The following is a 25,760-nucleotide window of genomic DNA, read 5'->3' as shown; positions in this document are numbered from 1 at the left end:
GGGGTACACCGATGGCTGACCCGAAGGGGTTCCTGACACACGGGCGCGAGCTGCCGGCGCGCCGCCCGGTCGACGTGCGCATCCGCGACTGGCGCGAGGTCTACGAGGACTTCCCCAAGCCCGCGTTGACCAAGCAGGCGGCCCGCTGCATGGACTGCGGCATCCCGTTCTGCCACAACGGCTGCCCGCTCGGGAACCTCATCCCCGAGTGGAACGACCTCGTCTACCGCGACGACTGGCGCGAGGCGATCGAGCGGCTGCACGCGACCAACAACTTCCCGGAGTTCACCGGCCGCCTGTGCCCCGCTCCGTGTGAGTCGGCGTGCGTGCTCGGCATCAACTCCGACCCGGTCGCGATCAAGCGGGTGGAGGTCGAGATCGTCGACCGGGCCTTCGCCGAGGGCTGGGTCACGCCGCAGCCGCCCGCCGTCAAGACCGGCCGCAAGGTCGCGGTCGTCGGCTCCGGCCCGGCCGGCCTCGCGGCCGCGCAGCAGCTCACCCGCGCCGGGCACGACGTGGTCGTGTTCGAGCGGGCCGACCGGATCGGCGGGCTGCTCCGGTACGGCATCCCCGAGTTCAAGATGGAGAAGCGGCACGTCGACCGCCGCATCGCCCAGATGGAGGCCGAGGGCACCGAGTTCCGCACCGGCGTCAATGTCGGCGTGGACGTCACGGCGGCCGAGTTGCGCGAGGAGTTCGACGCGATCGTGCTCGCGGGCGGCGCCACGGCGTGGCGCGACCTGCCGGTGCCCGGCCGCGAGCTCAAGGGCGTCTACCAGGCGATGGAGTATCTCCCCCCGGCCAACAAGGCCCAGGAGGGCGACTACGCCGAATCGCCGATCTCGGCGGAGGGCAAGCACGTCGTCGTGATCGGCGGCGGCGACACCGGCGCCGACTGCATCGGCACCGCGATCCGGCAGGGCGCGCTGTCGGTCACCCAGCTGGAGATCATGCCGAGGCCGCCGGCGGACCGTCCCGGCAGCCAGCCGTGGCCGACGTACCCGATGCTGTTCAAGATGGAGAGCGCGCACGAGGAGCTGGAGGCCGGGGCGGGCGACCGCGTGTACGCGGTGTCCACCACCGAGTTCGCCGGCGACGACGAGGGCAACGTGCGGGCGCTGCGCCTGGTCGAGGTCGAGGGCCCGGCGGCGGGGTTCGCGCCGATCCCCGGCACCGAGCGGGAGATCCCGGCCGACCTGGTCACCCTCGCCATGGGCTTCCTCGGCCCGGAGAAGGGCCCGCTGCTGAACGACCTCGCCGCCCTGTCGGGCGACCCGGAGTCGTTCTTCGACGCCCGTGGCAACGTGGCCAGGAACTCCTCGTACGAGACGTCGGTGGAGGGCGTGTTCTCGGCCGGTGACATGGGCCGCGGCCAGTCGCTGATCGTGTGGGCGATCGCCGAGGGCCGGTCCGCGGCGGCGGCCGTCGACCAGCACCTGAGCGGCCGTACGGTCCTGCCCGTGCCGATCCCCCCGACGGCGCGGCCCCTCGTCTGATCGCGATGTGAGCCGCCGGAACGCGGTCCTCAGGGGACCGGACCGCGTTAGGGCGGCGTCACGCGGCAAATCGGGAATATCTCCATCTCGGGAGGCCAGGCCGCGCGGCGGTCGGCCCGTGCGGCCCTCGGGCCACGCGGTCCGGCGGGTTGCGACGCGCGGCCGGCTGCCGGGAAGATGCTGAGCCCGATCACCGGGCCCGGAATCGAGGAGGAGCGTTGCACGCACGGGGGCGGCTCGCCGGGGCCATCATGTCGGTCGCACTGCTCGGCGGGCCGGGCGCCCCGTCGGGCACGCCAGGGATACCGGGCATACCGGTCGCGCTGAGCACACCGAGCCCATCTGGCCCATCCAGCTCGTCAAGCCCGTCGGGAAGCGGGCAGGCCGGTAACTACCTGGTCTTCTACGTGGACGGCGGGCGGGCCGCCGCGCAGCGGGCGGCCGAGGCCGCCGGCGGCACGGTGCGGGTCCACGACGACCGCCTCGGCTACCTCGTCGTGCGCACGTCCGCGCCCGAGCGGATCGGCGACGACCCCGCCGTGGTCGGCGTCGCCCGCGACCGCCCCATCGGCCGGACCGCCGACGCCCCCGTCTCCGCCGGACCGGGGCGTACGCTCCCCGGCGCGTGGCGCCCGGGCACGGCCGCGCGGGCGGGCGGCCCGGAGCCGCTCGCCGACCGGCAGTGGAACATGAAGATGATCGGCGCCACCCCCACGGGCTCCTACGCGAAGGCGAGGGGCAGCCGCAAGGTGCTGGTCGGCGTGATGGACACCGGCGTCGACGGCCGGCACCCGGACATCGCGCCGAACTTCGACCGGGTGCTGAGCCGCAACTTCGTGACCGACCAGCCCACCGACCCCAACGGGAAGAAGCTCGACGGGCCCTGCGAGTACAAGGGGTGCAAGGACCCGGCCGACGTCGACGACGACGGCCACGGCACCCACGTCGCGAGCACGATCGGGTCGCCGATCAACGGCATCGGCGTCGCCGGCGTCGCCCCCGACGTGTCGCTGGTCAACCTGCGCGCCGGCACCGACTCGGGCTTCTTCTTCCTCAAGCCGACCCTGGACGCCCTGGAGTACGCCGCCGACATCGGCGTCGACGTGGTCAACATGAGCTTCTACGTCGACCCGTGGACGTTCAACTGCCCGGACAACCCCGACGACACGCCCGCCGAGCGGTCGGAGCAGCGGGCGATCCTGGAGGGGATGCGGCGGGCGGTGAACTACGCCCGGTCGCACGGCGTCACGCTGATCACCGCCATCGGGAACGCCGGGGGAGACCTCGGCAAGCCGAAGACGGACACCACCAGCCCGGACTTCCCGAGGGGCTCCGAGAAGAACCGGTCCGTCGACAACTCCTGCCGCAACGTCCCGGCCGAACTCGACGGCGTCATCTCGGTGTCCGCGGTCGGCCCGAGCGGCCGCAAGGCGCCGTACTCCGACTACGGCACCGAGCAGACCGACATCGCGGCGCCGGGCGGTGACGTCTTCGACGGCGGCACCGCGCTGCGGGGGCCGAGCCGGGAGATCCTCGCCGCCGCCCCCGAGCACGTCCTGCGCGCCCAGGGGCGCCTCGACGCCAAGGGCATGCCGAAGGACGACTCGGTGATCCGCGAGTGCCGGGCCGGGAAGTGCGCCTACTACCAGTACATGGAGGGCACCTCGATGGCGGCGCCGCACGTGACCGGCGTGGCGGCCATCATCATCGGACGGTTCGGCAAGCCGGGCCGGGGCGGGCTCCAGATGGACCCCGCGGAGGTGGAGCGCCTGCTGTACGCCACGGCGACGCCGAAGGACTGCCCCTCGCCCCGCACGTACCGCTACGGGACCGGCGAGACACAGGTCTGCGAGGGCCCCGCGAGCCGGAACGGCTTCTTCGGCCACGGACTGGTCGACGCCGCCCGGGCCGCGACCGTCGCCCGCTGACCCGTCTGAGTACCGAACTGAGTAGGCCGCCGGATGGCCGGCGGCCGGACGGCGATCTACCCTCGGCTTCTCGGGAGGGCAGATCATGATCTACCGGTTCGTCTGGCAGGCCACGATGGCCGTGCACTTCCTGGTCATCGCCTACATCGCCCTGGGCGGTTTCCCCGCCTGGTGGCGGCCCCGGCTGGCCTGGCCGCACCTCGCGCTGTGCGCGTGGGCGCTCGTCCAGCTCACCGGGCTGGTGGAGTGCCCGCTGACCGCGCTGGAGAACTGGGGGCGCGCCCGGGCGGGGGAGCGCGGCCTGCTGCCCGGCGGCTTCATCGACACCTACATCGAAGGGATCGTCTATCCCGAGGAGTACGTCACGGCCGTCCGGCTGGCGGTGATCGCCGTCGTGCTCGTCTCCTGGGCCGGTCTGGCGGTCGTCATCCGCCGACGCCGCAGACGTCCTCCGCGTACGACAGGAACGTCCGCTGCACCGGCGCCGGAGGCGTCGCGATGAGGTAGCGCCGCTCGCCCGCCCCCACCATCCCGTAGATCGGGAACAGGTACGCCTTCTTCGCCTCGGCGAAGGCATGCCAGTCGCAGCGGGCGGGGGTGACCTCCACCGGGATCTCCAGGCGCGGCGTCCCCGCCTCCAGCACCGCCACCGGGCGGCTCCGGCCCGACAGCGGCTTCATGTCGTAGTGCGTGGTGCCGCCCAGCTCGTCGATCGTCACCGGCTCCGCGCCCTGCTTCCTGGTCACCAGGAGCACCCCGCGCAGCGTCCGGCCCGCCCTGGTCCAGGTGTCGCCGAAGGTGACGTCCGCCGCCAGGCGCAGGAGGTACGCCCCGCACTCGGCCTTCACCAGCCCCGCCAGCAGCGGGTCCGGATGGCGTACGGGGAACTCCACCCTGCGCGCCGGCCCCTCGCCCGCCTGCACGTTCGCCACGACGACGGCGGGGCGCACCGGCGGGATCGTCGCGGGGTCGCACCGCGCCTCACCGTAGGGGATCCGCAGGTCGGTGCGCGGAGTCCGGCCGAGCGTGGAGTCCACCCGGGTCGGCGGGAGCGTGGCGAAGGAGCCGGTGACGAGTTGCACGTCCAGGAACCGGACGGGGGCGTCGCCGTCGTTGCGCACGGACACCTCGAGCTCGTGGGCCGCCTCGTCGCTGCGCCACTGGTTCAGGGACACCGAAACGCCCGGCGGAGGAGCGGGAGATTCGGTAGCCTGGCCTCCGCACGCCGCCAGGGTGAACAGCGCCGTTATCGCCCCCCATGCCCGGGTACGTTCCATGGCTGCAGGCTAGGGCACGCGGGTGATCGCGTGAAGTGTCTGAACATTTGGCGACGGCTGTGTGTGCCGTCACATCGAGTGGTCTGTACCAATTAGGGTAGTGTTGTGAGTCGTCGAGCAAAGATCGTCTGTACCCTCGGGCCCGCCACCTCCTCGCCGGAGCGCCTTCGCGAGCTCATCAAGGCGGGCATGAACGTGGCCCGTTTCAACCTCTCCCACGGCAGCCACGAGCTGCACAAGGAGGTGTTCGACCGGGTCAGGGCCGCCGCCGACGAGCTTGGCTGCGCCGTCGGCGTCCTCGCCGACCTCCAGGGTCCCAAGATCCGCGTCGGACGCTTCGCCTCCGGCCCCGTCCGGCTCGGCTTCGGCGACGTCTTCACCATCACCACCGAGGACGTCCCCGGGGACCGTGACATCGTGTCCACCACCTACGATGGCCTGCCCGGCGACGTCAGTCCCGGCGACACCATCCTCGTCGACGACGGACGGCTGAACCTCGAGGTGACCGCGGTCGAGGGACCGCGCGTCGTCACCCGCGTCGTCATCGGCGGCATGATCTCCGACAACAAGGGCCTCAACCTCCCCGGCGTCGCCGTCAGCGCCCCGGCGCTCACGGAGAAGGACGAGGAGGACCTGCGCTGGGCCCTGCGCACCGGCTTCGACATGATCGCCCTGTCGTTCGTCCGGTCACCGGAGGACGCCGCCCTCGTCCACGGGATCATGGAGGAGGAGGGCGTCCGGCTCCCGCTCCTCGCCAAGATCGAGAAGCCGCAGGCCGTCGAGTGCCTGGAGGAGATCGTCGACGCCTTCGACGGCGTGATGGTCGCCCGCGGCGACCTCGGCGTCGAGCTTCCGCTGGAGCAGGTGCCGATCGTCCAGCGCCGCATCATCGAGCTGTGCCGCGAGAAGGCCCACCCGGTCATCGTGGCCACCCAGATGCTCGACTCGATGATGAGCGCCCCGCGGCCCACCCGCGCCGAGGCGTCCGACGTCGCGTACGCGGTGATGGACGGCGCCGACGCGGTGATGCTGTCCGGCGAGACCTCGGTCGGCACCTACCCGATCGAGTCGGTGGCCACGATGGACCGCATCGCGGTCGCGGCGGAGGGCACCACGCTGCAGGCCACCCACAACCTGGACCGGCTGCCCGAGACGACCGGCGGCGCCATCGCCCGCGCGGCGGCCGAGGTCGGCGCGATCGTCAAGGCCAAGGCCCTGGTGGCGTTCACGATGTCCGGTGAGACCGCCCGCCGTCTGGCGCGCTACCGCTCGTCGATCCCGCTGCTCGCCTTCACCTCCAACCCGCAGGTGCGCGGCCAGCTGGCGCTCACCTGGGGCGTCGAGACGTTCGAGGTGCCGTTCGTCCACCACACCGACGACATGGTGCGCCAGGTGGAGGCCTCGCTGCTCGCGCTCGGCGTGTGCGAGAAGGGCGACAAGATCGTCGTCGTGGCGGGCTCCCCGCCCGGCAACCACGGGTCCACCAACGCGCTGCGCGTCCACACCGTCGGCTCCCTCGTCGCTCACCCGGCGGGCTGACACCGGCGGCCCGCGGGGCCGAGCCTTGAGGGCCCGGCCCCCGCGGTAGCTGTGATCCCCGGCGGCGGGGTCAAATCGCTTGCGGGCGCGGCGTTCTTCGACGGAGCATGGCAGGAGCGAGTAATCCGTCCTGTCAGACGCCGGAGGAGCGCTGCGCCCGTTGATGGCATCCCCCCAGACCCCTGGGCCCGTCCACAGCCGGTCGTCGTGGCGCTCGCTGTGGCGGCTGCGGACCTACCTGCGGCCGTACGCCGGCAGCCTGGTCGTCTCGTGGTTCGCGGCGCTCGGCGGCATCGCGGCCGGCACGGTGATCCCCCTCGTCGGCAAGGAGATCATCGACGGGCCGGTGGCCCACGGGGACCTGGCCGGGCTGGTCCCGCTCGGGCTGCTCGCCCTCGGCCTCGGCGTGACCGAGGCGCTTCTCACGTTCGTCCGCCGGTGGTCGCAGGCAGGGCCGGTCCTCGGCCTCGAGACCGCGATCCGCGACGACCTCTACCGGCGGCTCCAGCGGCTGCCGATGAGCTTCCACGACGGGTGGCAGTCGGGCCAGCTGCTGTCCCGCGCGACGAGCGACCTGTCGACGATCCGCCGGTTCCTCGGATTCGGCGTGCTGTTCCTGATCATGAACATCCTGCAGCTCACCGCGGTGACGGTGGTGCTCCTCCGGATGTACTGGCCGCTCGGCCTGCTCGTCGCCGCCTCCTCGCTCCCGGTCGTGGCCCTGTCGCTGCGGTTCGAGCGGCGCTACATCGGCATCTCCCGCCGGCTGCAGGACCAGCAGGGCGACCTCGCGACGCTCGTCGAGGAGTCGGCCGTCGGAGTCCGCACCGTCAAGGCGTTCGGGCGGCGCGAGCACGTCTTCGGCGGGTACGCCGCCGCCGCGCGGGAGGTCCGCCGCACCGCCCTGGGGAAGGTCCGCCTGGCCTCCCGGTTCTTCACCTTCCTCGAAGTGGTGCCGAACGTCACGCTCGCGCTGGTCCTGCTGCTCGGCGCGATCGCGGTCGGGGCCGGCGCGCTGACGCTCGGCACGCTGGTCGCGTTCACCACGCTGGTCCTCCAGCTCGTCTGGCCGGTCGCCTCCCTCGGCTACATCCTCGCCATGGGGCAGGAGGCGATGACCTCGGCCGACCGGGTCGTCGAGGTGCTCGACACGGTCCCCGCGATCCGCGGCGGCGCGGCCGTCATCGAGCGCCCCCGCGGCCACGTCCGCTTCGAGGGCGTGGAGTTCCGCTTCCCCGGCGCGGACCGCCCGGTGCTGCGCGACGTCTGGCTGGAGGTGCGGCCGGGGGAGACCGTCGCCGTCGTCGGGGCCACCGGTTCGGGCAAGACGACCCTGACCACCCTCGTGCCCCGCCTGTGCGACGTCACCGCGGGCCGCGTCACCATCGACGGGCACGACGTACGGCACCTGTCGCTGGCCTCGCTGCGCTCGGTGGTCGCCACCGCGTTCGAGGAGCCCACGCTGTTCTCCATGAGCGTGCGCGAGAACGTCACGCTCGGCCGGGGCGACGCCACCGAGGAGGAGATCAGGCAGGCCCTGGAGATATCGCAGGCGACCTTCGCCTACGACCTGCCGTGGGGGCTCGATACGCGCATCGGCGAGCAGGGCATGTCGCTGTCGGGCGGCCAGCGGCAGCGGCTGGCGCTGGCCCGGGCCGTGCTCGGCCGGCCGCGCGTGCTCGTGCTCGACGACACCCTGTCGGCGCTCGACGTGGAGACCGAGGCGCTGGTGGAGGAGGCGCTGCGCCGCGTGCTCGCCGACGCCACCGGCATCGTCGTGGCCCACCGCGCCTCGACGGTGCTGCTCGCCGACCGCGTGGCGCTGCTGCGCGACGGCACCATCGCCCACGTGGGGCGCCACGGCGACCTGCTGGCCACGGTGCCGGAATACCGCGAACTGCTCGCCCAGGACGCCGGCCTCGACGCCGAGAGATCCGCGCCATGACCCACGACACCGGCAGCGAAGCGGGAAACACCGAGCAAGCCGGAGGGGCGCGCCGCCGGTCTGGACTGAGGAGTGTGCGGGAGCGAAGCGACCAAGCGCGACGAGGGAAGAGCCCGTTGCGCGCCTCCGGCGCGACCCCGGCGGATGTGAGCGCCCCGATGAGCGAAGCGGGAAACACCGCCTGGCGGGGGGTCGCGGCGGAGGACCGGGACGAGATCTCCGAACGGGTCTCCCTGCTGCTGCGGACCCGGTCCCGCCGCCTGCTCGGCGACCTGCTCCGCCCGCACCGCCGGGCGATCGCCGTGCTCACCGCGGTCATCGTCGTGTCCAACGCCGCCGGACTGGCCCTGCCGTACCTGGTGAAGAGGGGCATCGACGACGGGATCCCGCCGATGCTGCGGGGGCAGGGCGCGGGGACCCTGCTGGCCGTCGTGGCCGCGGTGCTGCTGGCCGCGCTCACGCAGGCGCTCACCCGGCAGGCGTTCCTGCAGATGGCCGGCCGGATCGGGCAGGACACCCTGCTGGAGCTGCGCCGCCGGGTCTTCGACCACTTCCAGCGGCTGTCGCTGTCGTTCCACGAGAAGTACACCTCAGGGCGGGTCATCTCCCGGCTGACCTCCGACGTGGACGCGATCGCCGAACTGCTCGACTCCGGGTTCGACGGCCTCGTCACCGCCGTGCTCACCCTGTGCGGCACCGCGGTCATGCTGCTGGTGCTCGACGTGCACCTCGGCCTGGTGGCGCTGCTGCCGCTGCCGGTCCTGCTGCTGTTCACCCGATGGTTCCGCCGGGAGTCGAGCGTCACCTACCGGCGTACGCGGGAGGCCGTCGCACTGGTCATCGTCCACTTCGTCGAGTCGATGACCGGGATCCGGGCGGTACAGGCGTTCCGCCGCGAGCCGCGCAACCAGGAGATCTTCGAACGGCTCAACGCGGACTACCGCGACGCCAACGTGCGCGGCTCGCGCCTGGTGGCCGTGTTCATGCCCGGCATCAAGCTGATCGGCAACGTCACGGTCGCCGCCGTCCTGCTGTACGGCGGCATGCTCGCCCTGCGCGGCACGGTCACGGTCGGCGTGCTCGCCGCGTTCCTGCTCTACCTGCGCCAGTTCTACGAGCCGATGCAGGAGATCTCGCAGTTCTACAACGCCCTCCAGTCGGCGGGTGCGGCGCTGGAGAAGCTGTCGGGGGTGCTCGAGGAACGGCCGGCGGTGGCCGAGCCCGCTCGTCCGGCGCCGCTGCCGAACGCCGCCGGGGCCCTGCGCTTCGAGACCGTCCGGTTCGCCTATGCCGAGGGCCCGCCGGTGCTGCCGCTGCTCGACCTGGAGATCCCCGCCGGGCAGACGGTCGCCGTCGTCGGCACGACCGGCGCGGGCAAGACCACGCTGGCCAAGCTCATCGCCCGGTTCCACGACCCGGTCGCCGGGCGGGTGCTGCTCGACGGCGTGGACCTGCGCGACCTCGACGAGGACACCCTGCGCCGCCACGTGGTGATGGTCACCCAGGAGAACTACCTGTTCAGCGGGACGATCGCGGACAACGTACGGTTCGGGCGGCCCGGCGCGCCGGACGCGGAGATCGTACGGGCCGTGGAGGCCATCGGCGCCCACACGTTCGTCTCCACCCTCCCCGAGGGGTACGAGACGCAGGTCGGCAAGCGCGGCGGCCGGATGTCGGCGGGGCAGCGGCAGCTCGTCGCCTTCGCCCGGGCCTTCCTCGCCGACCCCGCCGTGCTGATCCTGGACGAGGCCACCTCCAGCCTCGACGTGCCCAGCGAGCGGCTCGTGCAGCGGGCGCTGCGGACGATCCTCGCCGACCGGACCGCGCTGATCATCGCCCACCGCCTGTCCACCGTCGAGATCGCCGACCGGGTGCTCGTCATGGAGCACGGCCGGATCGTGGAGGACGGCCCGCCCGACCGGCTGATCGCCCGCTCCGGGCGGTTCGCCCGCCTCCACCACGCCTGGCTCGACAGCCTCGCCTGACCGTCGCTTCGGGCGGCCCTGTGATCGTCAGTACTTGGGGCCCACGAACTGGTCGAGGCGGGCCACGGCGTCGCGTCTGGCCACCGAGATCTCGTTGGGTTTGTTGTGACGCCATGCGACGCCGAGCCGGTCCAGCGTCTCGCCGCACAGCCGGAGGATGTCGGCCGACTCGTTCTTGAACAGGTATCGCGGGTACTCGTACCACTTGTCCTCCCCGCCGACCGGCCGCCGGACCCGGTTCGTCCCCCGGTAGCCGTCCGAGTGGATGAGACCGCGTGCGAAGAGCCCCGGATGTTCGGCGACGATCTCCTCCTGCCAGCCCGCCAGCACGATGGCCCGCTGATGCTTCTTCCCCGGCCCATGCTGCGGAAAGAGATGGGGCCAGTGCATCGAATAACTGTTGACCTCGCTGCAGCCCTGCTTCTGGAGGACGCGGACCCGGTTGAGCGGGCGGATCGCCGTCATCGCCCGCGCGCATTCGTCCCGGAGGCCGGGCCACGAGTCCGCGCACATGATTCGCAGCGACCAGACCCGCTTGCCCGGGTCGCCTACCACGCTGATGCAGCCGTCTCCCAGATACAGGCCCAGCAGATAGGCGTAGGCACCGGGCGGCTCCGGCATTGTGGGGATCTCCTCGCAGCGCGGGCAGGTCGCGGCCCGGGCGGGAAGCCACTCGGGGTGGTCCCGCCACTCACGGAGCGTCGAGATGGAGATGCCGAGTTGACGGCTCGTCTGCGTCAGGGTGAGACCGGAGGCGAGGAGACGGAGAGCTCGGCGGCGAGTCGAGGAGGCGTACACGCGCCTGATCGTGACAGTCGCCACCGACAGTTTCCGAGTGGACGCGAAGAGTGAAAAGTGCCCCGGGTGGGACTCGAACCCACACTGTACGGGTTTTGAATCCGCTCCCTCATGCCAATTGGGGTACCGGGGCTTCAATCCGGACTTTACCTACTTTGTCCGAACCCGTCGCGCAGCAGCCTACCAAACAGGTGATCACTCACGAGGCCCCTGGCGTGGTTCCAATGTAGCGGACATCGGTAACCTCTTGTGCGTGAGTACGCAGCGGCGAGTGGTGATCGCGGAAGACGAGGCGCTGATCCGCCTCGACCTGAAGGAGATGCTCGAAGAGGACGGCTACGCCGTGGTCGGGGAGGCCGGTGACGGAGAGACGGCGGTCAAACTGGCCCTGGAGCTCCGTCCGGACCTGGTGATCCTGGATGTGAAGATGCCGGTGCTCGACGGGATCTCCGCGGCGGAGCGCATCGTGTCGGAACGGATCGCCCCCTGTCTCATCCTCACCGCGTTCTCGCAGCGCGACCTGGTGGAGCGGGCCAGGGACGCGGGGGCCATGGCCTATCTGGTCAAGCCGTTCACCAAGGGCGACCTGGTCCCCGCGATCGAGATGGCGGTCAGCCGGCACGAGGAGATGGCCGCGCTGGAGAAGGAGGTCTCCACGCTGTCGGAGCGGCTGGAGACCAGGAAGCTGGTGGAGCGGGCGAAGGGCCTGCTCATGGCCCAGCACGGGTGGACCGAGCCGCAGGCGTTCCGGTGGATCCAGAAGGCGTCGATGGACCGGCGCATGAGCATGCGCCAGGTGGCGCAGATCGTGGTGAACGAGAACGGCGGCGGGGCCCCGGCGTCCGCCTGACCACGCGCCCGTGCTGATCGTCTGGGAGAAGACTCCTGGTCAGGGGCGTGCGCCGCTAAGTTGAGGAGTTATTACGACTCCGCATCCAAGTGCGGACAGTTCTGATGCATCCCTGGTCCGGGGCGCCCCCGCCTATGTACCTTTCAGCCAGTCGATCGGGACAGTCGGCAGCGCTGACGGATTCCCGGGCCTGGATGAAGGAGATGCTTTCATGATCCGCATTGCCCCCCTCGGGCGGGCTCTGGCCGTCGCCGCGGCCGCCACCCTCGCGCTGGCGGCCTGTGGCGGTGGCGAGGACAGCGCCGCCCCGAGTGCCTCGGCCCCGGCGCCGGCGGCCTCCTCGGCGGCCCCCGCCGCCGCGCAGGGCGACGGCGTCCTCACCATCGGCACGTTGCTGCCCCAGACCGGTTCGCTCGCCTTCCTCGGCCCGCCGGAGTTCGCCGGTGTGAAGCTGGCCGTGAAGGAGATCAACGACGCCGGCGGTGTCCTCGGCAAGCCGGTGACCGAGATCGACACGGACTCGGGTGACACCTCCACCAACATTGCCTCCCAGTCTGTCGACAAGTTGCTGCAGCAGAAGGCCGACGTGGTCGTGGGCGCCGCGTCGTCCTCGGTGTCGCTGTCGGTCATCGACAAGATCACTGGTGCGGGCGTCGTGCAGATCTCGCCGGCGAACACCTCCGACCAGTTCACCACGTACGACGACAAGGGCCTGTACTTCCGCACCGCGCCGCCGGACGTGCTGCAGGGCCGGGTGCTCGGCGACCTGATCCTCGCCGACGGCAACGACACGGTGGGCATCCTCGCCCTCCAGGACGCGTACGGCACGGGCCTGGCCGACAACGTGCAGAAGGCGGTCGAGGGCGGCGGCGGCGAGGTCGTGGAGAAGGTCATCTACGACCCGAAGGCGGCCGACTACTCGGCCGACGTCGCCAAGATCAAGGAGAAGAACCCCAAGGCCGTCGCGCTGATCGGGTTCGACGAGACCAAGAAGATCGTCCCCGAGCTGGTCAAGCAGGGCCTGACCGCCAAGAAGGTGAAGTACTACTTCGTCGACGGCAACCTGCACAACTACGGCACCGGCAAGGACGGGTTCCCCAAGGGCACGCTCGACGGCGCGAAGGGCACCCAGCCGGGCGCCCAGGTGTCCGACGACTTCAAGGAGAAGCTGAAGTCGGTCGACCCGAGCCTGAAGGACTTCAACTACGGCCCCGAGTCGTACGACGCCACGATCCTCACCGCGCTCGCGGCGACCGCCGCCAAGAGCGACGCCGGCAAGGACATCGCGGCCCACCTGAAGGAGGTGTCCACCGGCGGCGAGAAGTGCAAGGACTTCAAGTCCTGCGCCGACCTGCTGGCCGCGGGCAAGGACATCGACTTCGACGGCGCGTCGGGCCCGATCGAGTTCAACGACGCCGGTGACCCGGCCGAGGCCACGATCGGCATCTACGAGTACGGCGCCGACAACAACAACAAGAACACCTCCTTCAACACCGGCAAGATCGCCGGCTAGGCAGGCGGCACGACGGTGACGGGGGCGGGCCGGTCCGACCGGCCCGCCCCCGCGCGTCATCCGGGCGGGCCGGGTTCCGTCATCGCCGGCCGGTCCGGCTCGCGGTATCCGGACGCCTGGATCGTGAACATGCGGGCGTAGACGCCGCCCGCGGCCATCAGCTCGTCGTGCGTGCCCTGCTCGGCGACGACGCCGTTCTCCAGGACGACCAGCACGTCGGCGTCGCGCACCGCGCCGAGGCGGTGGGAGATGAGCAGGCTCGTCCGGCCCCGGCGGTGCTCCTTCAGCCTGGTGTGCAGTTCGTGCTCGGCCTCGGCGTCCAGCCCCGAGCTCGGCTCGTCGAGGATCAGCACGTCGCGGTCGCCGCGCAGCATCGCCCGCGCGACGGCGACCCGCTGTCCCTGCCCCCCGGACAGGAAGACGCCCTCCTCGTCGTCGGAGGAGTCGAAGAACACCCGGGTGATCAGGGTGTCGTATCCCCGGGGCAGCGCGGCGACGAACTCCTCCGCCCCGGCCCTGCGCGCCGCCTCCCGCACCGCCGCCCGGTCGGTGAACCTGTCCAGGTCGCCGAGCCCGATGTTCTCGCCGGCGGTCATGTCGTACTGCATGTAGTCCTGGAAGACGCCGGAGATCCGGGCGCGCAGGACGGCCGGGTCGATCTCCCGCAGGTCCACCCCGTCCCACAGCACGGCGCCCTTTTCCGGGTCGTAGAACCGGCACAGCAACTTGACCAGCGTGCTCTTGCCCGACCCGTTGCCGCCGACGAGGCCGACGCCGCGGCCGTACGGCACCACCAGGCTGACCCCTCGCAGGACCCACGGATGTTCGGGGCCGTACCTGAACCACACGTCGCGGAACTCGATGCCGCCCGTGAGCGGGGGAAGCTCACGCCTGGTTCCCCGCAGGTCGGGCTCGGTGCCCACGACCGCCAGGTAGTGCTGGAAGAGCAGCAGCCGGCGCGCGGCGACGGCGATCTCGGTGATGATGCCGGACAGGCCCGCCTGCACGCCCGCGACGGACGCCACGAACATGGACACGTCGCCGACGGACAGCGCCCCGCGCCCGGCCTGGGTGATCGCCCAGACCAGTCCGCCCCCCGCCACCAGGGCGGCCGTCAGGCCGAGGGCGAGCTGGATCCGCAGCTCGCTCCGGTCGAGCCCGCGCCGCTCGCGCTCGGCGACCGACCGCTCGCGCAGCATGCGGTCGTGCAGGAACGCGGCCAGCCCGAAGAGGCGGATCTCCTTGGCCGCGTTGGCGCTCGACAACAGGGTGGCGTACAGGAACTCGCGTCGTTCCACCGGGCCCAGCCGCCAGTCGGAGGCGGCCCGGCGGCGGGCCAGCACGAGTTCGGCGCCGAGGACCGGCACCGCGCCGAGCAGCAGCACCACCGCCATCGGAGGGCTGATCGTCAGCAGCGAGACCAGGAAGCCGGCCAGGGTGATCAGGCCGCCGGCGACGGCGAAGACGGCGTTGAGCACCTGGCCCGGGGTCGACCCGCCGGCCTGGGTGGCCAGCCGGAGCCGGTCGATGAAGACGGGGTTCTCGAACCGGGCGAGCCCGCTCAGCCGGCTCACGGCCGTGTAGAGCCGGTCCTGCGCCAGCAGGCTGATCCGGCGGTCCAGCTCGTTGCCGGCGAACCGCCGTACGGAGGGCTGCACGCCTGCCACCAGGCCGAGCGCCATCAGCGCCAGCGCGGGGCCCAGCACGTCCGGCAGCGCGCCCGGACCGCCGGCCAGCCGGTCCAGCACCAGTTTGGTCAGCCAGGCGACGGCCACCGGAACGCCGGACGAGACGGCGGTGACGGCGGCGATCGACACGGCCCAGACGGCTCCGGCCCGCCACGCCATCGTCAGCGCGATCCACGGCCCGGCCGGGGGACGGCGCCACCGCACGCGACGTTCCTGCGACCGCTTCACCCGAACAGATTCGGTCATGGAAAATCACCTGACAAGAGCTTGAATTTGCCCGGGCCGCCGGTATTATGCGCCGCATTTTCCGGAAGCCGGGCCCGTGCGAGCGGTATGGCCGGGCGTATTCGGTGAATGACTCTCCGTCGTTCCGGCTCGTACGGAATGCCTTGACCCTTCTGTCCGCGCCGTGTAACCATCCGAGAGAAGTTCACGTTCGGATAATGCAGGAGAAGGAGGGAAATGTTCGAGTCGATGGCACGGCTCGGCGACCGGCTGCTCGGCAGGCTGGTGCCCAGAGTGACGGCGAGCGCGGCCTGCACCAACTGCTTCGGGTGCTGGGAGCAGGGCTGCGGCTGTCAGGGAAACAACAGGTGGGCCTATCGATACTGCTGGCAGTGTCAGAGCGGCGGCTGTATCGCGGTGTTCAGCACCTGCGTCTCGTCGTCCAACTGCCTGTGAAATGCCGGGTTGCGCCTGCCGCTGCAGGCGGGCGCGGCCCCCGCGTTTCCGTGTCTGTAACGTGAATTCAACCTACGGGAGCGATCTCATGTCGTTGCTGGTGGCCGGATTGGTCGCGGTGGGGGCCGTCGCGATAATCGACCTGCTGCTCACGGTGGCCGTTATCCGCCGGCTGCGCGAGCATTCGGACCTGTTGCGGCAGACGATGAATTCCGGCTTCTCCGCGTCCGTCGTGGCGCCGGTCGGGACGGAAATCGGAGCGTTCACGGCGACGACGACGACCGGTGCCACCATCGGCGACGGGGACGTGGCCTCGGGGACGGTGGTCGCCTTCCTGTCGGCCGGATGTGAGCCCTGCCGGACCAGGCTGCCGCAGTTCGTGGCGTACGCGAAGAACGCGGATCTGCGCGCCGTGGCGGTGATGATGGACGGGGACCGGGACGACCCGCGCTTCCAGGAGATGCTCTCGGCTCTGGAGTCCGTGGGCGAGGTGATCGTGGAGGAGTTCGGCAAGCCCGTCTGGCAGGCGTTCCGCGTCCAGGGCACCCCCGCCTTCGTCGCGACCGGGAACGGCAGGATCGTCTCGACGGACCTGCCGGGGGCGGCCGACCCGGTGCTCGCGTGACCGGCGGGACGCGGCCGTGAGACCGGTCCGCCACCCGCTGCCACGGTCCCCGCACAGGGTGGAGCGCCGGGTGATGACGGCGGCGCTCGTGGCGGCCGTCACCGTGGCGGCCGCGCTCGTCGTCCGGCGCTGTCTCGTCGTGGTCGACCTGGTGGGCCGGAGCATGGAGCCGGCCTACCGCGACGGCGACCGGCTGCTCGTACGCAGGAGCCGGCGCCCGCGGGCGGACGACGTGGTGGTGTTCTTCAACCCCCTGGCGGCGGCGGGCAGCACGGGCCGCCCGGGCCGGGCGTGGATGGTCAAACGCGTCGTCGCGGTCGCGGGGGAGCCCGTCCCCGAGGAGGTCGCCGCGGCGGGAGAGCGGGTGGCGGGAGGGGACGGCGCGGGCTCGCCGCGCGTGCCGCCCGGTCACATGGTGGTGCTGGGCGACAACCGCGGCCACAGCCTGGACTCCCGTCAGCTCGGCCCGGTTCCCGTCGGCCTGGTGCTGGGCCGGGTCGTGCGGCGGATCTCGGGGGGCCGGTGAGATGACGTTCCCCCAGCACGCCGTCCAGGTCCTGCTGATCGCGATCTTCACTGTCTCCGCGTCCGGGAAGGCCAGGGACCCGGGGAGCTTCGCGCGGTCGCTGGAGGCGCTGCGCGTCGTGCCGCGCGCCGCCGTCCTGCCGGTCGCGTGGGCCGTCGTCCTCGCCGAGGGGGTCACGGCCGTGCTCCTCGCGGCGTCCTTCGCGCGGGCGTGGCTGGCGCCGTACGGGCTGGTCCTGGCGGCGGCGCTGCTGGCCGTGCTCACGGCGGGGCTCGTGGTCGCGCTGCGGAGCGGGCGGCGGGCCCGCTGTCACTGCTTCGGCAGGAGCGGAGCCGTCGTCGGGAGACGGCACGTCGTGCGCAACCTCCTCCTGGCGGCCGCGGCGCTCGCGGTCGCGCCGGGGGAGCCCGCCGGTTTCGCGCCCACGGGATGGTTCGCCCTCGCGGTGCTGACGGGGCTCGCCGCCGCCGTGCTCGTGATCGCCATGGACGACATCGTCTCCCTGGTCACGCCGGTCACGGACGCCGGCAGGTGACGCGGGCCGGCAGGTGACATCAGGGGCGGTCGCAGGCGGCCAGGACGGCGGCGGACGCCGTCCGGTACTCGCGCAGCAGGCGGGGCCGCCGGGAGTCCTCCGTACGGGCGAGGGAGAGGGTGCGGGCGAGCCGGTCGACGGCCCTGACGGCGGGAGCGGCCGGGGCGGGCAGCCGGGGACCGTACATCGCCAGCGTCCCGCGCAGGTAACCGAAACGGCCGCGTACGTCGCCGTCCCAGTGCTGGGCCTCCTCCTGCCCGGGGGGCAGCAGCGACAGCCCCAGATAGCCGACGGCCGACACGACGCGGGCGCAGGGGTCGTCCCCGGACTCCGCCCCGGTCACGTACACGGCTCCCGCGGCGTCCGGCGAAGCGGTCGCGGGACGTGAGGCGGTAGCGGGGCGCGAGGCGGTAGCGGGGCGCGAGGCGGGTGCGGCCGCGGGCCCGTGGTCCGGTGACCGGCAGGCGGACAGGTTCGCGACGAGCGTGGTGGCCGTTGTGACGACCAGCGCCGCCCGGAGGAAGCTTCGCGGCATACGCCTCATTGTGCGCGCGAAGGGTGCCGGTCGGATGCGGATACGGTCACAGCTCCACGACGAGGACCCCGGCGGAGGTTCCCGCCGGGGTCCTGAGAAGGGGTCATTCGGCCGGGCTCAGGCCCGCGCGAGCGTGCCCAGGTAGAGCTGGATGACCTTGGGGTCGTTGATCAGGTCGCGGCCGCTGGCCATGTAGGCGTTGCGGCCCTGGTCCAGCACGTAGCCGCGGTGGCAGATCTGCAGGCAGCGGCGCGCGTTCTGCTCCACCATGATCACGGTAACGCCCGCCTTGTTGATCTGCTGGGCCTGGATGAAGACCAGGTCCTGCAGCTTGGGCGACAGTCCCGCGGAGGGCTCGTCGAGCAGCAGGACCGACGGCTCGGTCATCAGCGCGCGGCCCATGGCGACCATCTGCCGCTCGCCGCCGGACAGCGAGCCCGCGCGCTGCTTGCGGCGTTCCCGCAGGGCGGGGAAGATCTCGCAGACGAACTCGAACCGCTCCTTGAACCTGCCGGGCACCTGGTAGGCGCCCATCTCCAGGTTCTCCTCGATGGTGAGGCTGGGGAAGACGTTGTTCGTCTGCGGGACGTAGCCCACCCCCCGGGACACCAGCGCGTGCGCCTTGAGGTTGGTGATGTCCTCGCCGTCCAGGGTGACCGAGCCGCTGCGTACGGGCACGAGCCCGAACAGGGTCTTGAGCAGGGTCGACTTCCCGGCGCCGTTGGGGCCGATGATGCCGATCAGCTCGCCCTTCTTCACGTACAGGTCGGCGCCGTTGAGGATGTTGACGCCGGGGATGTAACCGGCGTACAGCTCGTCGGCGCGCAGCAGCGCGCTCTCGGCCCCGGCGACGTGCTCGGAGCGGTCGGTGACGGCCGCCCGCGAGACGCTCCCGGCGCCGTCGTCCGTCCCCTCAGCGGCCGACGCGGCCGCCGACGTGGTCGCCTCCGCGGGCTCCGGCGTGACGGTGTCCTCCGGCGTGACGGGGCGGTCCGGCCCGGCTGCGCTCATGCCTTCTCCTCGATCTCGGCTTCCAGCTCGGCCTCGGCCTCCTGCAGCTGCTCCTCGAACTCCTCCGCCGACATCGGCGCGTCGTGGTGGGCGCCCAGGTACGCGTCGACCACCCGCTGGTCGGACATGATGGTGTCCGGCGGCCCCTCCGCGATCACGGCGCCCTGCGCCATCACCACGACCCAGTCGCTGATGTCGCGGACCATGTCCATGTCGTGCTCGACGAAGAGCACCGTCATGCCCTCCTCGCGCAGGTCCTTCACGTGCGAGAGGAGCGACTGGGTCAGGGCCGGGTTCACGCCCGCCATGGGCTCGTCCAGCATGACCAGCTCGGGGCCGACCATCAGCGCCCGGGCCATCTCCAGCAGCTTGCGCTGGCCGCCGGACAGCGAGCCCGCGAAGTCGTCGCGCTTGGCGTCGAGCTTGAAGCGTTCGAGAAGCTCCTCGGCCCGCTCGGTGATCTCGTCCTCCTGGCGGCGCCAGCTGCCCGGGACGAGCGCGCGGAAGAAGTTCTCCCCGCGCTGGTTCTGCGCGCCGAGCCGCATGTTCTCCATCACCGTGAGCTTCGACAGCGCCTTGGTGAGCTGGAACGTGCGCACCATGCCCGTGCGGGCCACCCGGTGCGCGGGCACGCCCTTGAGCTGCCTGCCGTTGAAGGTCCACGACCCCTCGTCGGCGCTGTCGAAGCCCGTGAGCTGGTTGAAGAACGTCGTCTTGCCGGCGCCGTTCGGGCCGATGAGCGCGGTGATCGACCCGCGCTGGATCTCCAGGTGGGCGACGTCGACGGCGGTGAGGCCGCCGAAGCGGCGTACGACGTTGTCGACGACGAGGATGGGGTCGGGCTTGGCGACCCCCGGCTCGCGATCGAGGCCCGCGAAGGCGGCCAGCGCCGCCGCCTTCTTCGTCGTGGTGCTGTCAGCGTGCATCGAGCGCGATCTCCCTCTTGTCGCCGAAGATGCCCTGGGGCCGGAAGATGAGCAGGAGCATCAGGCCGAGGCCGACCAGCATGAACCGGACGGCGCCGATGTTGTTCACGGTGAACAGCGAGGGGAGCAGCCCGGCCGAGACGGCCTCGCTGAGCGTGTTCCCGACGAAGACCAGCAGCACCCAGAAGATCGCGGCGCCGACGACGGGACTGAAGACGCGGGCCGCGCCGCCGAGGATCACGATCGTGTACGCGTAGAAGGTGAACTCGGTGCTGAACAGGTCGGGCTGCACCGACGCCTGGCCGAGCGCGAACAGGAAGCCGCCGAGGCAGCCGACCAGGCCGCCGAGCACCAGGGCCTGCATCTTGTAGGAGAAGACGTTCTTGCCGAGGCTGCGCACGGCGTCCTCGTCCTCGCGGATGGCCTTGAGCACCCGGCCCCACGGGCTCTTCATGAGCAGGTAGACCAGCCCGCAGCAGATCGCGATGAGCACCCAGCCGACGGTCAGGATCCAGGTCACCCGCTCGTTGAAGCTGATCGGGCCGATGCCGTACGTGCCGGGGGCGTAGGGGTTCATCGCGAAGAAGTCGCCGGAGAAGTTCTGCCGGCCGTCCGAGCCGCCGAAGACGCTGCTGAACTTGACCGATCTGAAGACGAGCCGGACGATCTCGGCCGCCGCGATGGTGACGATCGCGAGGTAGTCGGCCCGCAGCCGCAGGGTGGGGATGCCGAGCAGGAAGGCCAGCACGATGGTGGCGGCCAGGCCGATCGCGATGCCCAGCCAGAACGGCAGGTGGAAGGTGGCCACCGTGACGGCCATGCCGTACGCGGCGACGCCGAGGAAGGCCGCCTGGCCGAAGTTGAGCAGCCCGGCGTAGCCGAACTGGATGTTGACGCCGATCGCGGCGAGCGCGTAGACGACGGTCTCCAGGCCGATCGAGGCCTTGACCGTGGTGATGAGGATTGCGTTCCAGTCCACGTGTGGTCTCCGATCAGCCGATGCGCTCGCGCCGGCCGAGAATGCCCTGTGGCCGGAAGAGCATGACGAGGATGAGCACCAGCAGCGCGCCGACGGTCTTCAGCTCGGTCGGCACCACGACGGTGGACAGCTGGATGAACAGGCCGACGACGATGGAGCCGACGAGGGCGCCGAACGCGGTGCCGAGGCCGCCGAGGGTGACACCCGCGAAGACGAGCAGCAGGATCTGGAAGCCCATCTGGTAGCTGACGTTCTGCGACAGGCCGAGCATGACGCCCGCGAGTGACGCGACCGCCCCGCCGACGGTCCAGATGATCCGGATGACCTGGTCGACGTTGATGCCGGAGGAGGCGGCCAGCGCGGGGTTGTCGGAGACCGCGCGGGCGGCCTTGCCGATGCGGGTCTTGAGCAGCGCGACGCCGACGATCACGAGCACGAGCAGCTCGATGCCCATGGCGACGAAGTTCTTCGGCGCGGCGGAGATCGGGCCCACCTGGACGCCCGGCTGGGCGTTGTAGTCGGCGTAGGGCGCGCCCTCACCGCCGAAGAAGAACAGGAAGACGTACCGCAGGAACAGGGCCAGGCCGATCGAGATGATCATCATGGCCACGAGGCTGCTGCCTCTCCTGCGCAGCCGTCCCCAGAAGAACCGGTCCTGCCCGTACCCGAAGATCCCGCCGATCACGACGGAGAGCAGCGCGGCCCAGACGAGGTGGACCCCCACGACGACGTTGAAGAAGTAGGCGCACATCGCGCCGAACGTGAGCAGCTCGCCGTGGGCGAAGTTGGTGAGGCCGGTGGTGCCGAACACCAGCGACAGGCCCATGGCGGCGAGGGCGATGATGAGCCCGAGGTTGAAGCCCTCGAAGGTGAGCTGCGCGACCCGGTCCCAGAACGAGGTCCCCCCGTCGTCGGCGGCGGGCGCGGCACCGCCCTTCGCTCCGGCCGGCGCGAGGGCGAACAGGACGTTCCGTACGCTGCCCTCGTAGACCTGCACGTCGAGCGTGGACCTGTCCTTGAACTTCAGGGCGACGCCCGCGGGGAGCGTGGACGTGTCCAGGCTGACCTTGTACTTGCCCGCCTTGGGTACGGGCACCTCCCACTTGCCGTCGGCACCCGAGGTGGCGTCGTCGACGGGTTTGCCGTCCTCCGCCACCACACTGATCTTCACGCCGTTCACCGGCTGGCCTTGGTTTTGGAGTGTGCCCTTCAGTGCCTCTCCGTCCGCCCACGCGGGGGCGGCGAGCAGAAAGACGAGTCCACCCATGAAGGCCGTGAACGCGATCACGGCTCTGCGCAATGGTGCTCCCTCTGATTCGAGTCGTGGCGGGGTCGTGCCCCAACTGCGGACGCGCAACATCGGACAGGTTCTGTCTTGTTGTGGCCGGAGCATAAGCCTGGGACGCCCGGTTCAGGGCTCCTCGTCACCAATCGGTGACCATGGTGTGTCACTGACGTGAGAAAAGGTTTCGCAGGTCAGCGGGCTGTCATGAGTCATTCGAGGCGACGGTGCTGGAGAACGGGCGGCGCGGAGAGACGTTGAGCCCGTGGGGCGACCTTTGGGACCGTACACAGCTTCCCCGGCTCCGCACGTTGTCTACTCGGTTCCCCACGGGCTCTGGAGCCACAACGCTAGCGACCGGAGCGACCCGCGTGCAAAGAGAGTCGCGAACCGTTCCGGTTTGACCCTCGATGCGTCCCGAAAGTCGGTTGCGCCTCTTGTCCGCATGCCGATGTCCCGGGGCGCGCGCGGGCGCGCTCATTCGGATCTGATGAGACAGGTGAGACGCGACGTGCAGACCATCCGGCCCTCGCCGTCGGTGATCTCGATGGCGTACGTCGCGAGCGTGCGCCCGCCGTGCACCCGGGTGGCGACGGCGGTGACGTGCCCGGAGGTGGCGGCGCGGTGGTGGGTGGCGTTGATCTCGATGCCGACGACCCTGCGCCCCGGCCCGGCGTGCAGGGCGGCGCCGGTCGAGCCGAGCGTCTCGGCCAGCACGCACGAGGCGCCGCCGTGCAGCAGGCCGTACGGCTGGGTGTTGCCCTCGACGGGCATGCGGCCGACCACCCGCTCCGCGCTCGCCTCGAGGATCTCGATGCCCATGAGCCGGTGCAGGCCCGGAGCGGCGTTCATCTCCGCCACGAACTGGCCGGGATTCGTCAAGGTCAAGGGGACGCCTCCGGTGGGTAGACCACGGGTTTTCTGTCGTAGAGGGAGACTAGGCTGCGGGTGTGCCGAAGAGTGAAGCGACCCCCACCCGTCCGTGTCTGCTGCTCCTGGACGGGCATTCCCTCGCCTATCGCGCGTTCTACGCGTTGAAGGACGCCAATCTCATGACCACGGACGGTCAGCACACCGAGGCGGTCTACGGCTTCACCTCGATGCTGGCCAACATCCTGCGCGACGAGCAGCCGAGCCACCTCGCGGTCTGCTTCGACCGCAGCGAGCCCACCTTCAGGCACGAGGCGTTCGAGGCGTACAAGGCGAACCGGGCGGAGACCCCGGAGGACTTCCGCGGCCAGATGCAGCTCATCTTCGAACTGCTCGACGCGCTGCGGATCCCCCGCCTGTCGCTGGCGGGCTTCGAGGCGGACGACGTGATCGCGACGCTGGCGACCCGGGCCTCCGCCGAGGACATGAACGTGCTCGTCGTCACCGGCGACCGCGACGCGCTCCAGCTCGTGAACGACAGGGTCACGGTGCTGATGACCCGGCGCGGCATCAGCGACATGACCCGCTTCACCCCCGAGGCCGTGATGGACAAATACGGCCTGACCCCCGCGCAGTACCCGGACTTCGCGGCCCTGCGCGGCGACCCGAGCGACAACCTGCCGAACATCCCGAGCGTGGGGGAGAAGACCGCCACCAAGTGGATCGCGGAGTTCGGCTCGCTCGACGAGCTGGTCCGCCGGGCCGACGAGGTGAAGGGCAAGGCCGGTGACAAGCTCCGCGAGCACCTCGGCCAGGTGATCCACAACCGGATGCTGACCGAGCTGAAGCGCGACGCCCCGGTCGACGCCGAGGTGTCCGCGCTGACCATAGGCCTGTGGGACCGCGAGGAGGTCAACAAGCTCCTCGACTCGCTGCAGATCCGGGGCGAGCTGCGCGAGCGGCTGTTCAAGACCCTCGGCACCACCGAGCCCGAGGCCGCCGGCGAGGGCTTCGAGCTGGAGGTCACGGTGCCGGAGCCGGGCGAGGTGGCGGCCTGGCTCGCCACCCTTCCGGAAAACCGCGCCGGGCTGGCCTTCCAGGCCGCGTACGGCAGCGGCACCGGGCGGCTCGACGGCATCGCGATCGCCGGCCCCGGCGGCGCCGCCTACCTCGACCCCACCCGGCTGACCGAGGAGGACGAGGCGGCGCTGGGCGCCTGGCTGGCGGACGAGAGCCGGCCGAAGGCCGTGCACGACGCCAAGGGCGCGCTGCTGGCGCTGTGGGCGCAGGGCCACGACCTGCGCGGGCTGACCTGCGACACCGCGCTCGCCGCCTACCTGGCCATGCCGGGGCAGCGGTCGTTCCCGCTCGACGACCTGGTGCTGCGTTATCTCCACCGGGAGCTGCGGGCGGAGTCCGCCCCGGGCGGGCAGACCTCGCTGTTCGAGGACGCCGACGAGGGCGTGGCCAGAGATCTGGCCCTGCGTGCCCAGGCCGTGCGCGATCTCGCCGACGCGCTGGAGGGCCACCTGTCCAAGCGCGGCGGCACGCGTCTGGTGACCGACGTCGAGCTGCCACTGGTGCGTGTGCTGGCGGAGATGGAGCGGGCCGGCATCGCCGCCGACCGGGAGTACTTCGCGGGGCTGGAGGCCGAGTTCGGCGCGGCGGTCAAGCAGGCGACCGAGGCCGCCCACCAGGCCGTGGGGGAGCAGTTCAACCTCGGTTCGCCCAAGCAGCTGCAGGAGATCCTGTTCGGCAAGCTCGGCCTGCCGAAGACGAAGAAGATCAAGACCGGCTACACGACCGACGCCGACGCGCTCGCGTGGCTGGCCCAGCAGACCGACAACGAGCTTCCGGTGATCCTGCTGCGCCACCGCGACCAGACCAAGCTGCGCACCACGGTCGAGGGCCTGATCAAGGAGATCTCCGACGACGGGCGGATCCACACCACGTTCAACCAGATCGTGGCGGCCACCGGGCGGCTGTCGAGCGAGAAGCCGAACCTGCAGAACATCCCGATCCGCACCGTCGAGGGCCGCCGCATCCGCAAGGGCTTCGTGGTGGGGGAGGGCTACGAGACGCTGCTGACCGCCGACTACAGCCAGATCGAGTTGCGGATCATGGCTCACATGTCGCGGGACGAGTCGCTGATCGCGGCGTTCGAGTCCGGGCACGACTTCCACAAGGCGACCGCGTCGCGGGTCTTCGACCTGCCGCCGGAGCAGGTGGACGCCGAGCTGCGAGCCCGGATCAAGGCGATGAACTACGGCCTCGCCTACGGGCTGTCCGACTTCGGGCTCTCGGGGCAGCTCAACATCCCGGTGGCGGAGGCGCGGGCGCTCAAGGAGGAGTACTTCGAGGAGTTCGGCGGCGTCCGCGACTACCTGGACGCGATCGTCGCGCAGGCCCGCAAGGACGGCTACACCGGGACCATCCTCGGCCGCCGTCGCTACCTGCCCGATCTCACCAGCGACAACCGGCAGCGCCGGGAGATGGCCGAGCGGATGGCGCTGAACGCACCCATCCAGGGCTCGGCCGCCGACATCATCAAGGTCGCCATGCTGAACGTGCAGCGCGCGATCGAGGGCATGCGCTCCCGCATGCTGCTCCAGGTGCACGACGAGCTGGTGTTCGAGGTCGCGCCGGGCGAGCTGGAGGAGCTCACCGAGATCGTGCGGCAGCAGATGTGCCGGGCCTACGACCTGAGCGTGCCGCTGGAGGTCAGCGTCGGCGTCGGCGCCACCTGGGAGGACGCCGGGCACTGACTGACC

At 71.1% G+C, this 25,760-nt stretch carries 22 protein-coding genes and 1 tRNA gene; 13 read left to right on the top strand and 10 right to left on the bottom strand.

Features of this window, described 5'->3' with window-relative positions:
* The first annotated feature begins 11 nt into the window (after nt 1–11).
* The 3 genes from HHX40_RS00590 (at nt 12) to HHX40_RS00580 (ending at nt 3,926) form a co-directional block, all read left to right on the top strand.
* Nucleotides 12–1,496 (top strand): glutamate synthase subunit beta, encoded by a 1,485-nt coding sequence (locus HHX40_RS00590; protein WP_182879029.1) that lies wholly within the window; start codon nt 12–14, stop codon nt 1,494–1,496.
* Between the two features lie 218 nt (nt 1,497–1,714).
* Entirely contained in the window at nt 1,715–3,424 is a 1,710-nt protein-coding gene (locus HHX40_RS00585) for a S8 family peptidase (protein ID WP_259403193.1), read from the top strand.
* 85 nt (nt 3,425–3,509) lie between these two features.
* Nucleotides 3,510–3,926 (top strand): DUF2784 domain-containing protein, encoded by a 417-nt coding sequence (locus HHX40_RS00580; RefSeq protein WP_117408716.1) that lies wholly within the window; start codon nt 3,510–3,512, stop codon nt 3,924–3,926.
* On the opposite strand, the gene HHX40_RS00575 is transcribed toward HHX40_RS00580, so the two are convergent.
* A complete protein-coding gene (locus tag HHX40_RS00575) occupies nt 3,850–4,701 on the bottom strand; it encodes a hypothetical protein (protein ID WP_182879028.1) in 852 nt (283 codons plus the stop codon). The two genes, HHX40_RS00580 and HHX40_RS00575, sit on opposite strands and share 77 nt — an antisense overlap.
* A gap of 105 nt (nt 4,702–4,806) precedes the next feature.
* Between HHX40_RS00575 and pyk the strand changes: the two genes are divergently transcribed.
* The 3 genes from pyk (at nt 4,807) to HHX40_RS00560 (ending at nt 10,170) form a co-directional block, all read left to right on the top strand.
* Nucleotides 4,807–6,240, top strand: a complete 1,434-nt coding sequence (gene pyk / locus HHX40_RS00570) for a pyruvate kinase (protein ID WP_182877142.1) — start codon at nt 4,807–4,809, stop codon at nt 6,238–6,240.
* Nucleotides 6,241–6,403: 163 nt separating this feature from the next.
* Nucleotides 6,404–8,185 (top strand): ABC transporter ATP-binding protein, encoded by a 1,782-nt coding sequence (locus tag HHX40_RS00565; protein ID WP_182879027.1) that lies wholly within the window; start codon nt 6,404–6,406, stop codon nt 8,183–8,185.
* A 158-nt stretch (nt 8,186–8,343) separates the two neighbouring features.
* Nucleotides 8,344–10,170, top strand: coding sequence for an ABC transporter ATP-binding protein (locus HHX40_RS00560; RefSeq protein WP_220498519.1), 1,827 nt, complete (start codon nt 8,344–8,346; stop codon nt 10,168–10,170).
* A 27-nt stretch (nt 10,171–10,197) separates the two neighbouring features.
* Here HHX40_RS00560 and HHX40_RS00555 read toward each other — a convergent pair whose 3' ends face one another.
* Nucleotides 10,198–10,992 (bottom strand): helix-turn-helix domain-containing protein, encoded by a 795-nt coding sequence (locus HHX40_RS00555; RefSeq protein ID WP_310737882.1) that lies wholly within the window; start codon nt 10,990–10,992, stop codon nt 10,198–10,200.
* Nucleotides 10,993–11,026: 34 nt separating this feature from the next.
* Nucleotides 11,027–11,101 (bottom strand) — tRNA-Leu (locus tag HHX40_RS00550).
* A gap of 120 nt (nt 11,102–11,221) precedes the next feature.
* Here HHX40_RS00550 and HHX40_RS00545 point away from each other — a divergent pair.
* Together HHX40_RS00545 and HHX40_RS00540 are read left to right on the top strand one after the other, a co-directional pair.
* On the top strand, nt 11,222–11,818 hold the full coding sequence (locus HHX40_RS00545) for an ANTAR domain-containing response regulator (RefSeq protein ID WP_310737881.1): 597 nt from the start codon (nt 11,222–11,224) through the stop codon (nt 11,816–11,818).
* A 211-nt stretch (nt 11,819–12,029) separates the two neighbouring features.
* Nucleotides 12,030–13,331 (top strand): ABC transporter substrate-binding protein, encoded by a 1,302-nt coding sequence (locus HHX40_RS00540; RefSeq protein WP_182879025.1) that lies wholly within the window; start codon nt 12,030–12,032, stop codon nt 13,329–13,331.
* Nucleotides 13,332–13,387: 56 nt separating this feature from the next.
* Here HHX40_RS00540 and HHX40_RS00535 read toward each other — a convergent pair whose 3' ends face one another.
* A complete protein-coding gene (locus HHX40_RS00535) occupies nt 13,388–15,265 on the bottom strand; it encodes an ABC transporter ATP-binding protein (RefSeq protein WP_220498517.1) in 1,878 nt (625 codons plus the stop codon).
* Nucleotides 15,266–15,481: 216 nt separating this feature from the next.
* Here HHX40_RS00535 and HHX40_RS00530 point away from each other — a divergent pair, with 216 nt between their 5' ends.
* The 4 genes from HHX40_RS00530 (at nt 15,482) to HHX40_RS00515 (ending at nt 17,386) form a co-directional block, all read left to right on the top strand.
* On the top strand, nt 15,482–15,700 hold the full coding sequence (locus HHX40_RS00530; RefSeq protein ID WP_117408730.1) for a hypothetical protein: 219 nt from the start codon (nt 15,482–15,484) through the stop codon (nt 15,698–15,700).
* An 88-nt stretch (nt 15,701–15,788) separates the two neighbouring features.
* Nucleotides 15,789–16,325: a TlpA family protein disulfide reductase gene (locus HHX40_RS00525; RefSeq protein WP_182879024.1), complete on the top strand. Its 537-nt coding sequence runs from the start codon at nt 15,789–15,791 to the stop codon at nt 16,323–16,325.
* Between the two features lie 73 nt (nt 16,326–16,398).
* Nucleotides 16,399–16,851 carry a signal peptidase I gene (gene lepB / locus HHX40_RS00520; RefSeq protein WP_182879023.1) on the top strand — a complete coding sequence of 151 codons (453 nt, stop codon included), beginning with the start codon at nt 16,399–16,401 and terminating at the stop codon, nt 16,849–16,851.
* A 1-nt stretch (nt 16,852) separates the two neighbouring features.
* Complete coding sequence (locus HHX40_RS00515; protein WP_182879022.1) at nt 16,853–17,386, top strand: MauE/DoxX family redox-associated membrane protein; 534 nt, start codon at nt 16,853–16,855, stop codon at nt 17,384–17,386.
* A gap of 19 nt (nt 17,387–17,405) precedes the next feature.
* Here the strand turns inward: HHX40_RS00515 and HHX40_RS00510 are convergent, their stop codons facing one another.
* The 6 genes from HHX40_RS00510 to HHX40_RS00485 all read right to left on the bottom strand — a co-directional run bounded on the left by HHX40_RS00510 (nt 17,406) and on the right by HHX40_RS00485 (nt 22,971).
* Entirely contained in the window at nt 17,406–17,921 is a 516-nt protein-coding gene (locus tag HHX40_RS00510) for a hypothetical protein (protein ID WP_182879021.1), read from the bottom strand.
* 117 nt (nt 17,922–18,038) lie between these two features.
* Nucleotides 18,039–18,932 carry an ABC transporter ATP-binding protein gene (locus tag HHX40_RS00505; RefSeq protein ID WP_182879020.1) on the bottom strand — a complete coding sequence of 298 codons (894 nt, stop codon included), beginning with the start codon at nt 18,930–18,932 and terminating at the stop codon, nt 18,039–18,041.
* Nucleotides 18,929–19,858, bottom strand: a complete 930-nt coding sequence (locus tag HHX40_RS00500; protein WP_117408736.1) for an ABC transporter ATP-binding protein — start codon at nt 19,856–19,858, stop codon at nt 18,929–18,931. The genes HHX40_RS00505 and HHX40_RS00500 overlap by 4 nt, the downstream gene beginning before the upstream one ends.
* Nucleotides 19,848–20,837, bottom strand: a complete 990-nt coding sequence (locus HHX40_RS00495) for a branched-chain amino acid ABC transporter permease (RefSeq protein ID WP_117408737.1) — start codon at nt 20,835–20,837, stop codon at nt 19,848–19,850. The genes HHX40_RS00500 and HHX40_RS00495 overlap by 11 nt, the downstream gene beginning before the upstream one ends.
* 13 nt (nt 20,838–20,850) lie before the next feature.
* Nucleotides 20,851–22,137, bottom strand: a complete 1,287-nt coding sequence (locus tag HHX40_RS00490; protein WP_259403192.1) for an ABC transporter permease subunit — start codon at nt 22,135–22,137, stop codon at nt 20,851–20,853.
* A 459-nt stretch (nt 22,138–22,596) separates the two neighbouring features.
* Nucleotides 22,597–22,971, bottom strand: coding sequence for a PaaI family thioesterase (locus HHX40_RS00485; RefSeq protein WP_117408745.1), 375 nt, complete (start codon nt 22,969–22,971; stop codon nt 22,597–22,599).
* Nucleotides 22,972–23,069: 98 nt separating this feature from the next.
* Between HHX40_RS00485 and polA the strand changes: the two genes are divergently transcribed.
* Nucleotides 23,070–25,754, top strand: coding sequence for a DNA polymerase I (gene polA, locus HHX40_RS00480; RefSeq protein ID WP_182879019.1), 2,685 nt, complete (start codon nt 23,070–23,072; stop codon nt 25,752–25,754).
* Nucleotides 25,755–25,760 lie beyond the last annotated feature (6 nt).

The sequence above is a fragment of the Microbispora sp. H10949 genome, from assembly GCF_014161435.1.
Taxonomy (GTDB): domain Bacteria; phylum Actinomycetota; class Actinomycetes; order Streptosporangiales; family Streptosporangiaceae; genus Microbispora; species Microbispora triticiradicis.
The sequence above is the reverse complement of the archived record's forward strand: the minus strand, read 5'-3'. Positions and strand labels throughout refer to the sequence as shown.

Coding starts and splice junctions, on each gene's coding strand:
- HHX40_RS00590 (WP_182879029.1), top strand. CDS start 12: ATGGCTGACCCGAAGGGGTTCCTGACACACGGGCGCGAGCTGCCGGCG.
- HHX40_RS00580 (WP_117408716.1), top strand. CDS start 3,510: ATGATCTACCGGTTCGTCTGGCAGGCCACGATGGCCGTGCACTTCCTG.
- HHX40_RS00575 (WP_182879028.1), bottom strand. CDS start 4,701: ATGGAACGTACCCGGGCATGGGGGGCGATAACGGCGCTGTTCACCCTG.
- HHX40_RS00565 (WP_182879027.1), top strand. CDS start 6,404: ATGGCATCCCCCCAGACCCCTGGGCCCGTCCACAGCCGGTCGTCGTGG.
- HHX40_RS00560 (WP_220498519.1), top strand. CDS start 8,344: ATGAGCGAAGCGGGAAACACCGCCTGGCGGGGGGTCGCGGCGGAGGAC.
- HHX40_RS00540 (WP_182879025.1), top strand. CDS start 12,030: ATGATCCGCATTGCCCCCCTCGGGCGGGCTCTGGCCGTCGCCGCGGCC.
- HHX40_RS00535 (WP_220498517.1), bottom strand. CDS start 15,265: ATGACCGAATCTGTTCGGGTGAAGCGGTCGCAGGAACGTCGCGTGCGG.
- HHX40_RS00530 (WP_117408730.1), top strand. CDS start 15,482: ATGTTCGAGTCGATGGCACGGCTCGGCGACCGGCTGCTCGGCAGGCTG.
- HHX40_RS00525 (WP_182879024.1), top strand. CDS start 15,789: ATGTCGTTGCTGGTGGCCGGATTGGTCGCGGTGGGGGCCGTCGCGATA.
- lepB (WP_182879023.1), top strand. CDS start 16,399: ATGACGGCGGCGCTCGTGGCGGCCGTCACCGTGGCGGCCGCGCTCGTC.
- HHX40_RS00515 (WP_182879022.1), top strand. CDS start 16,853: ATGACGTTCCCCCAGCACGCCGTCCAGGTCCTGCTGATCGCGATCTTC.
- HHX40_RS00510 (WP_182879021.1), bottom strand. CDS start 17,921: ATGCCGCGAAGCTTCCTCCGGGCGGCGCTGGTCGTCACAACGGCCACC.
- HHX40_RS00505 (WP_182879020.1), bottom strand. CDS start 18,932: ATGAGCGCAGCCGGGCCGGACCGCCCCGTCACGCCGGAGGACACCGTC.
- HHX40_RS00500 (WP_117408736.1), bottom strand. CDS start 19,858: ATGCACGCTGACAGCACCACGACGAAGAAGGCGGCGGCGCTGGCCGCC.
- HHX40_RS00485 (WP_117408745.1), bottom strand. CDS start 22,971: ATGAACGCCGCTCCGGGCCTGCACCGGCTCATGGGCATCGAGATCCTC.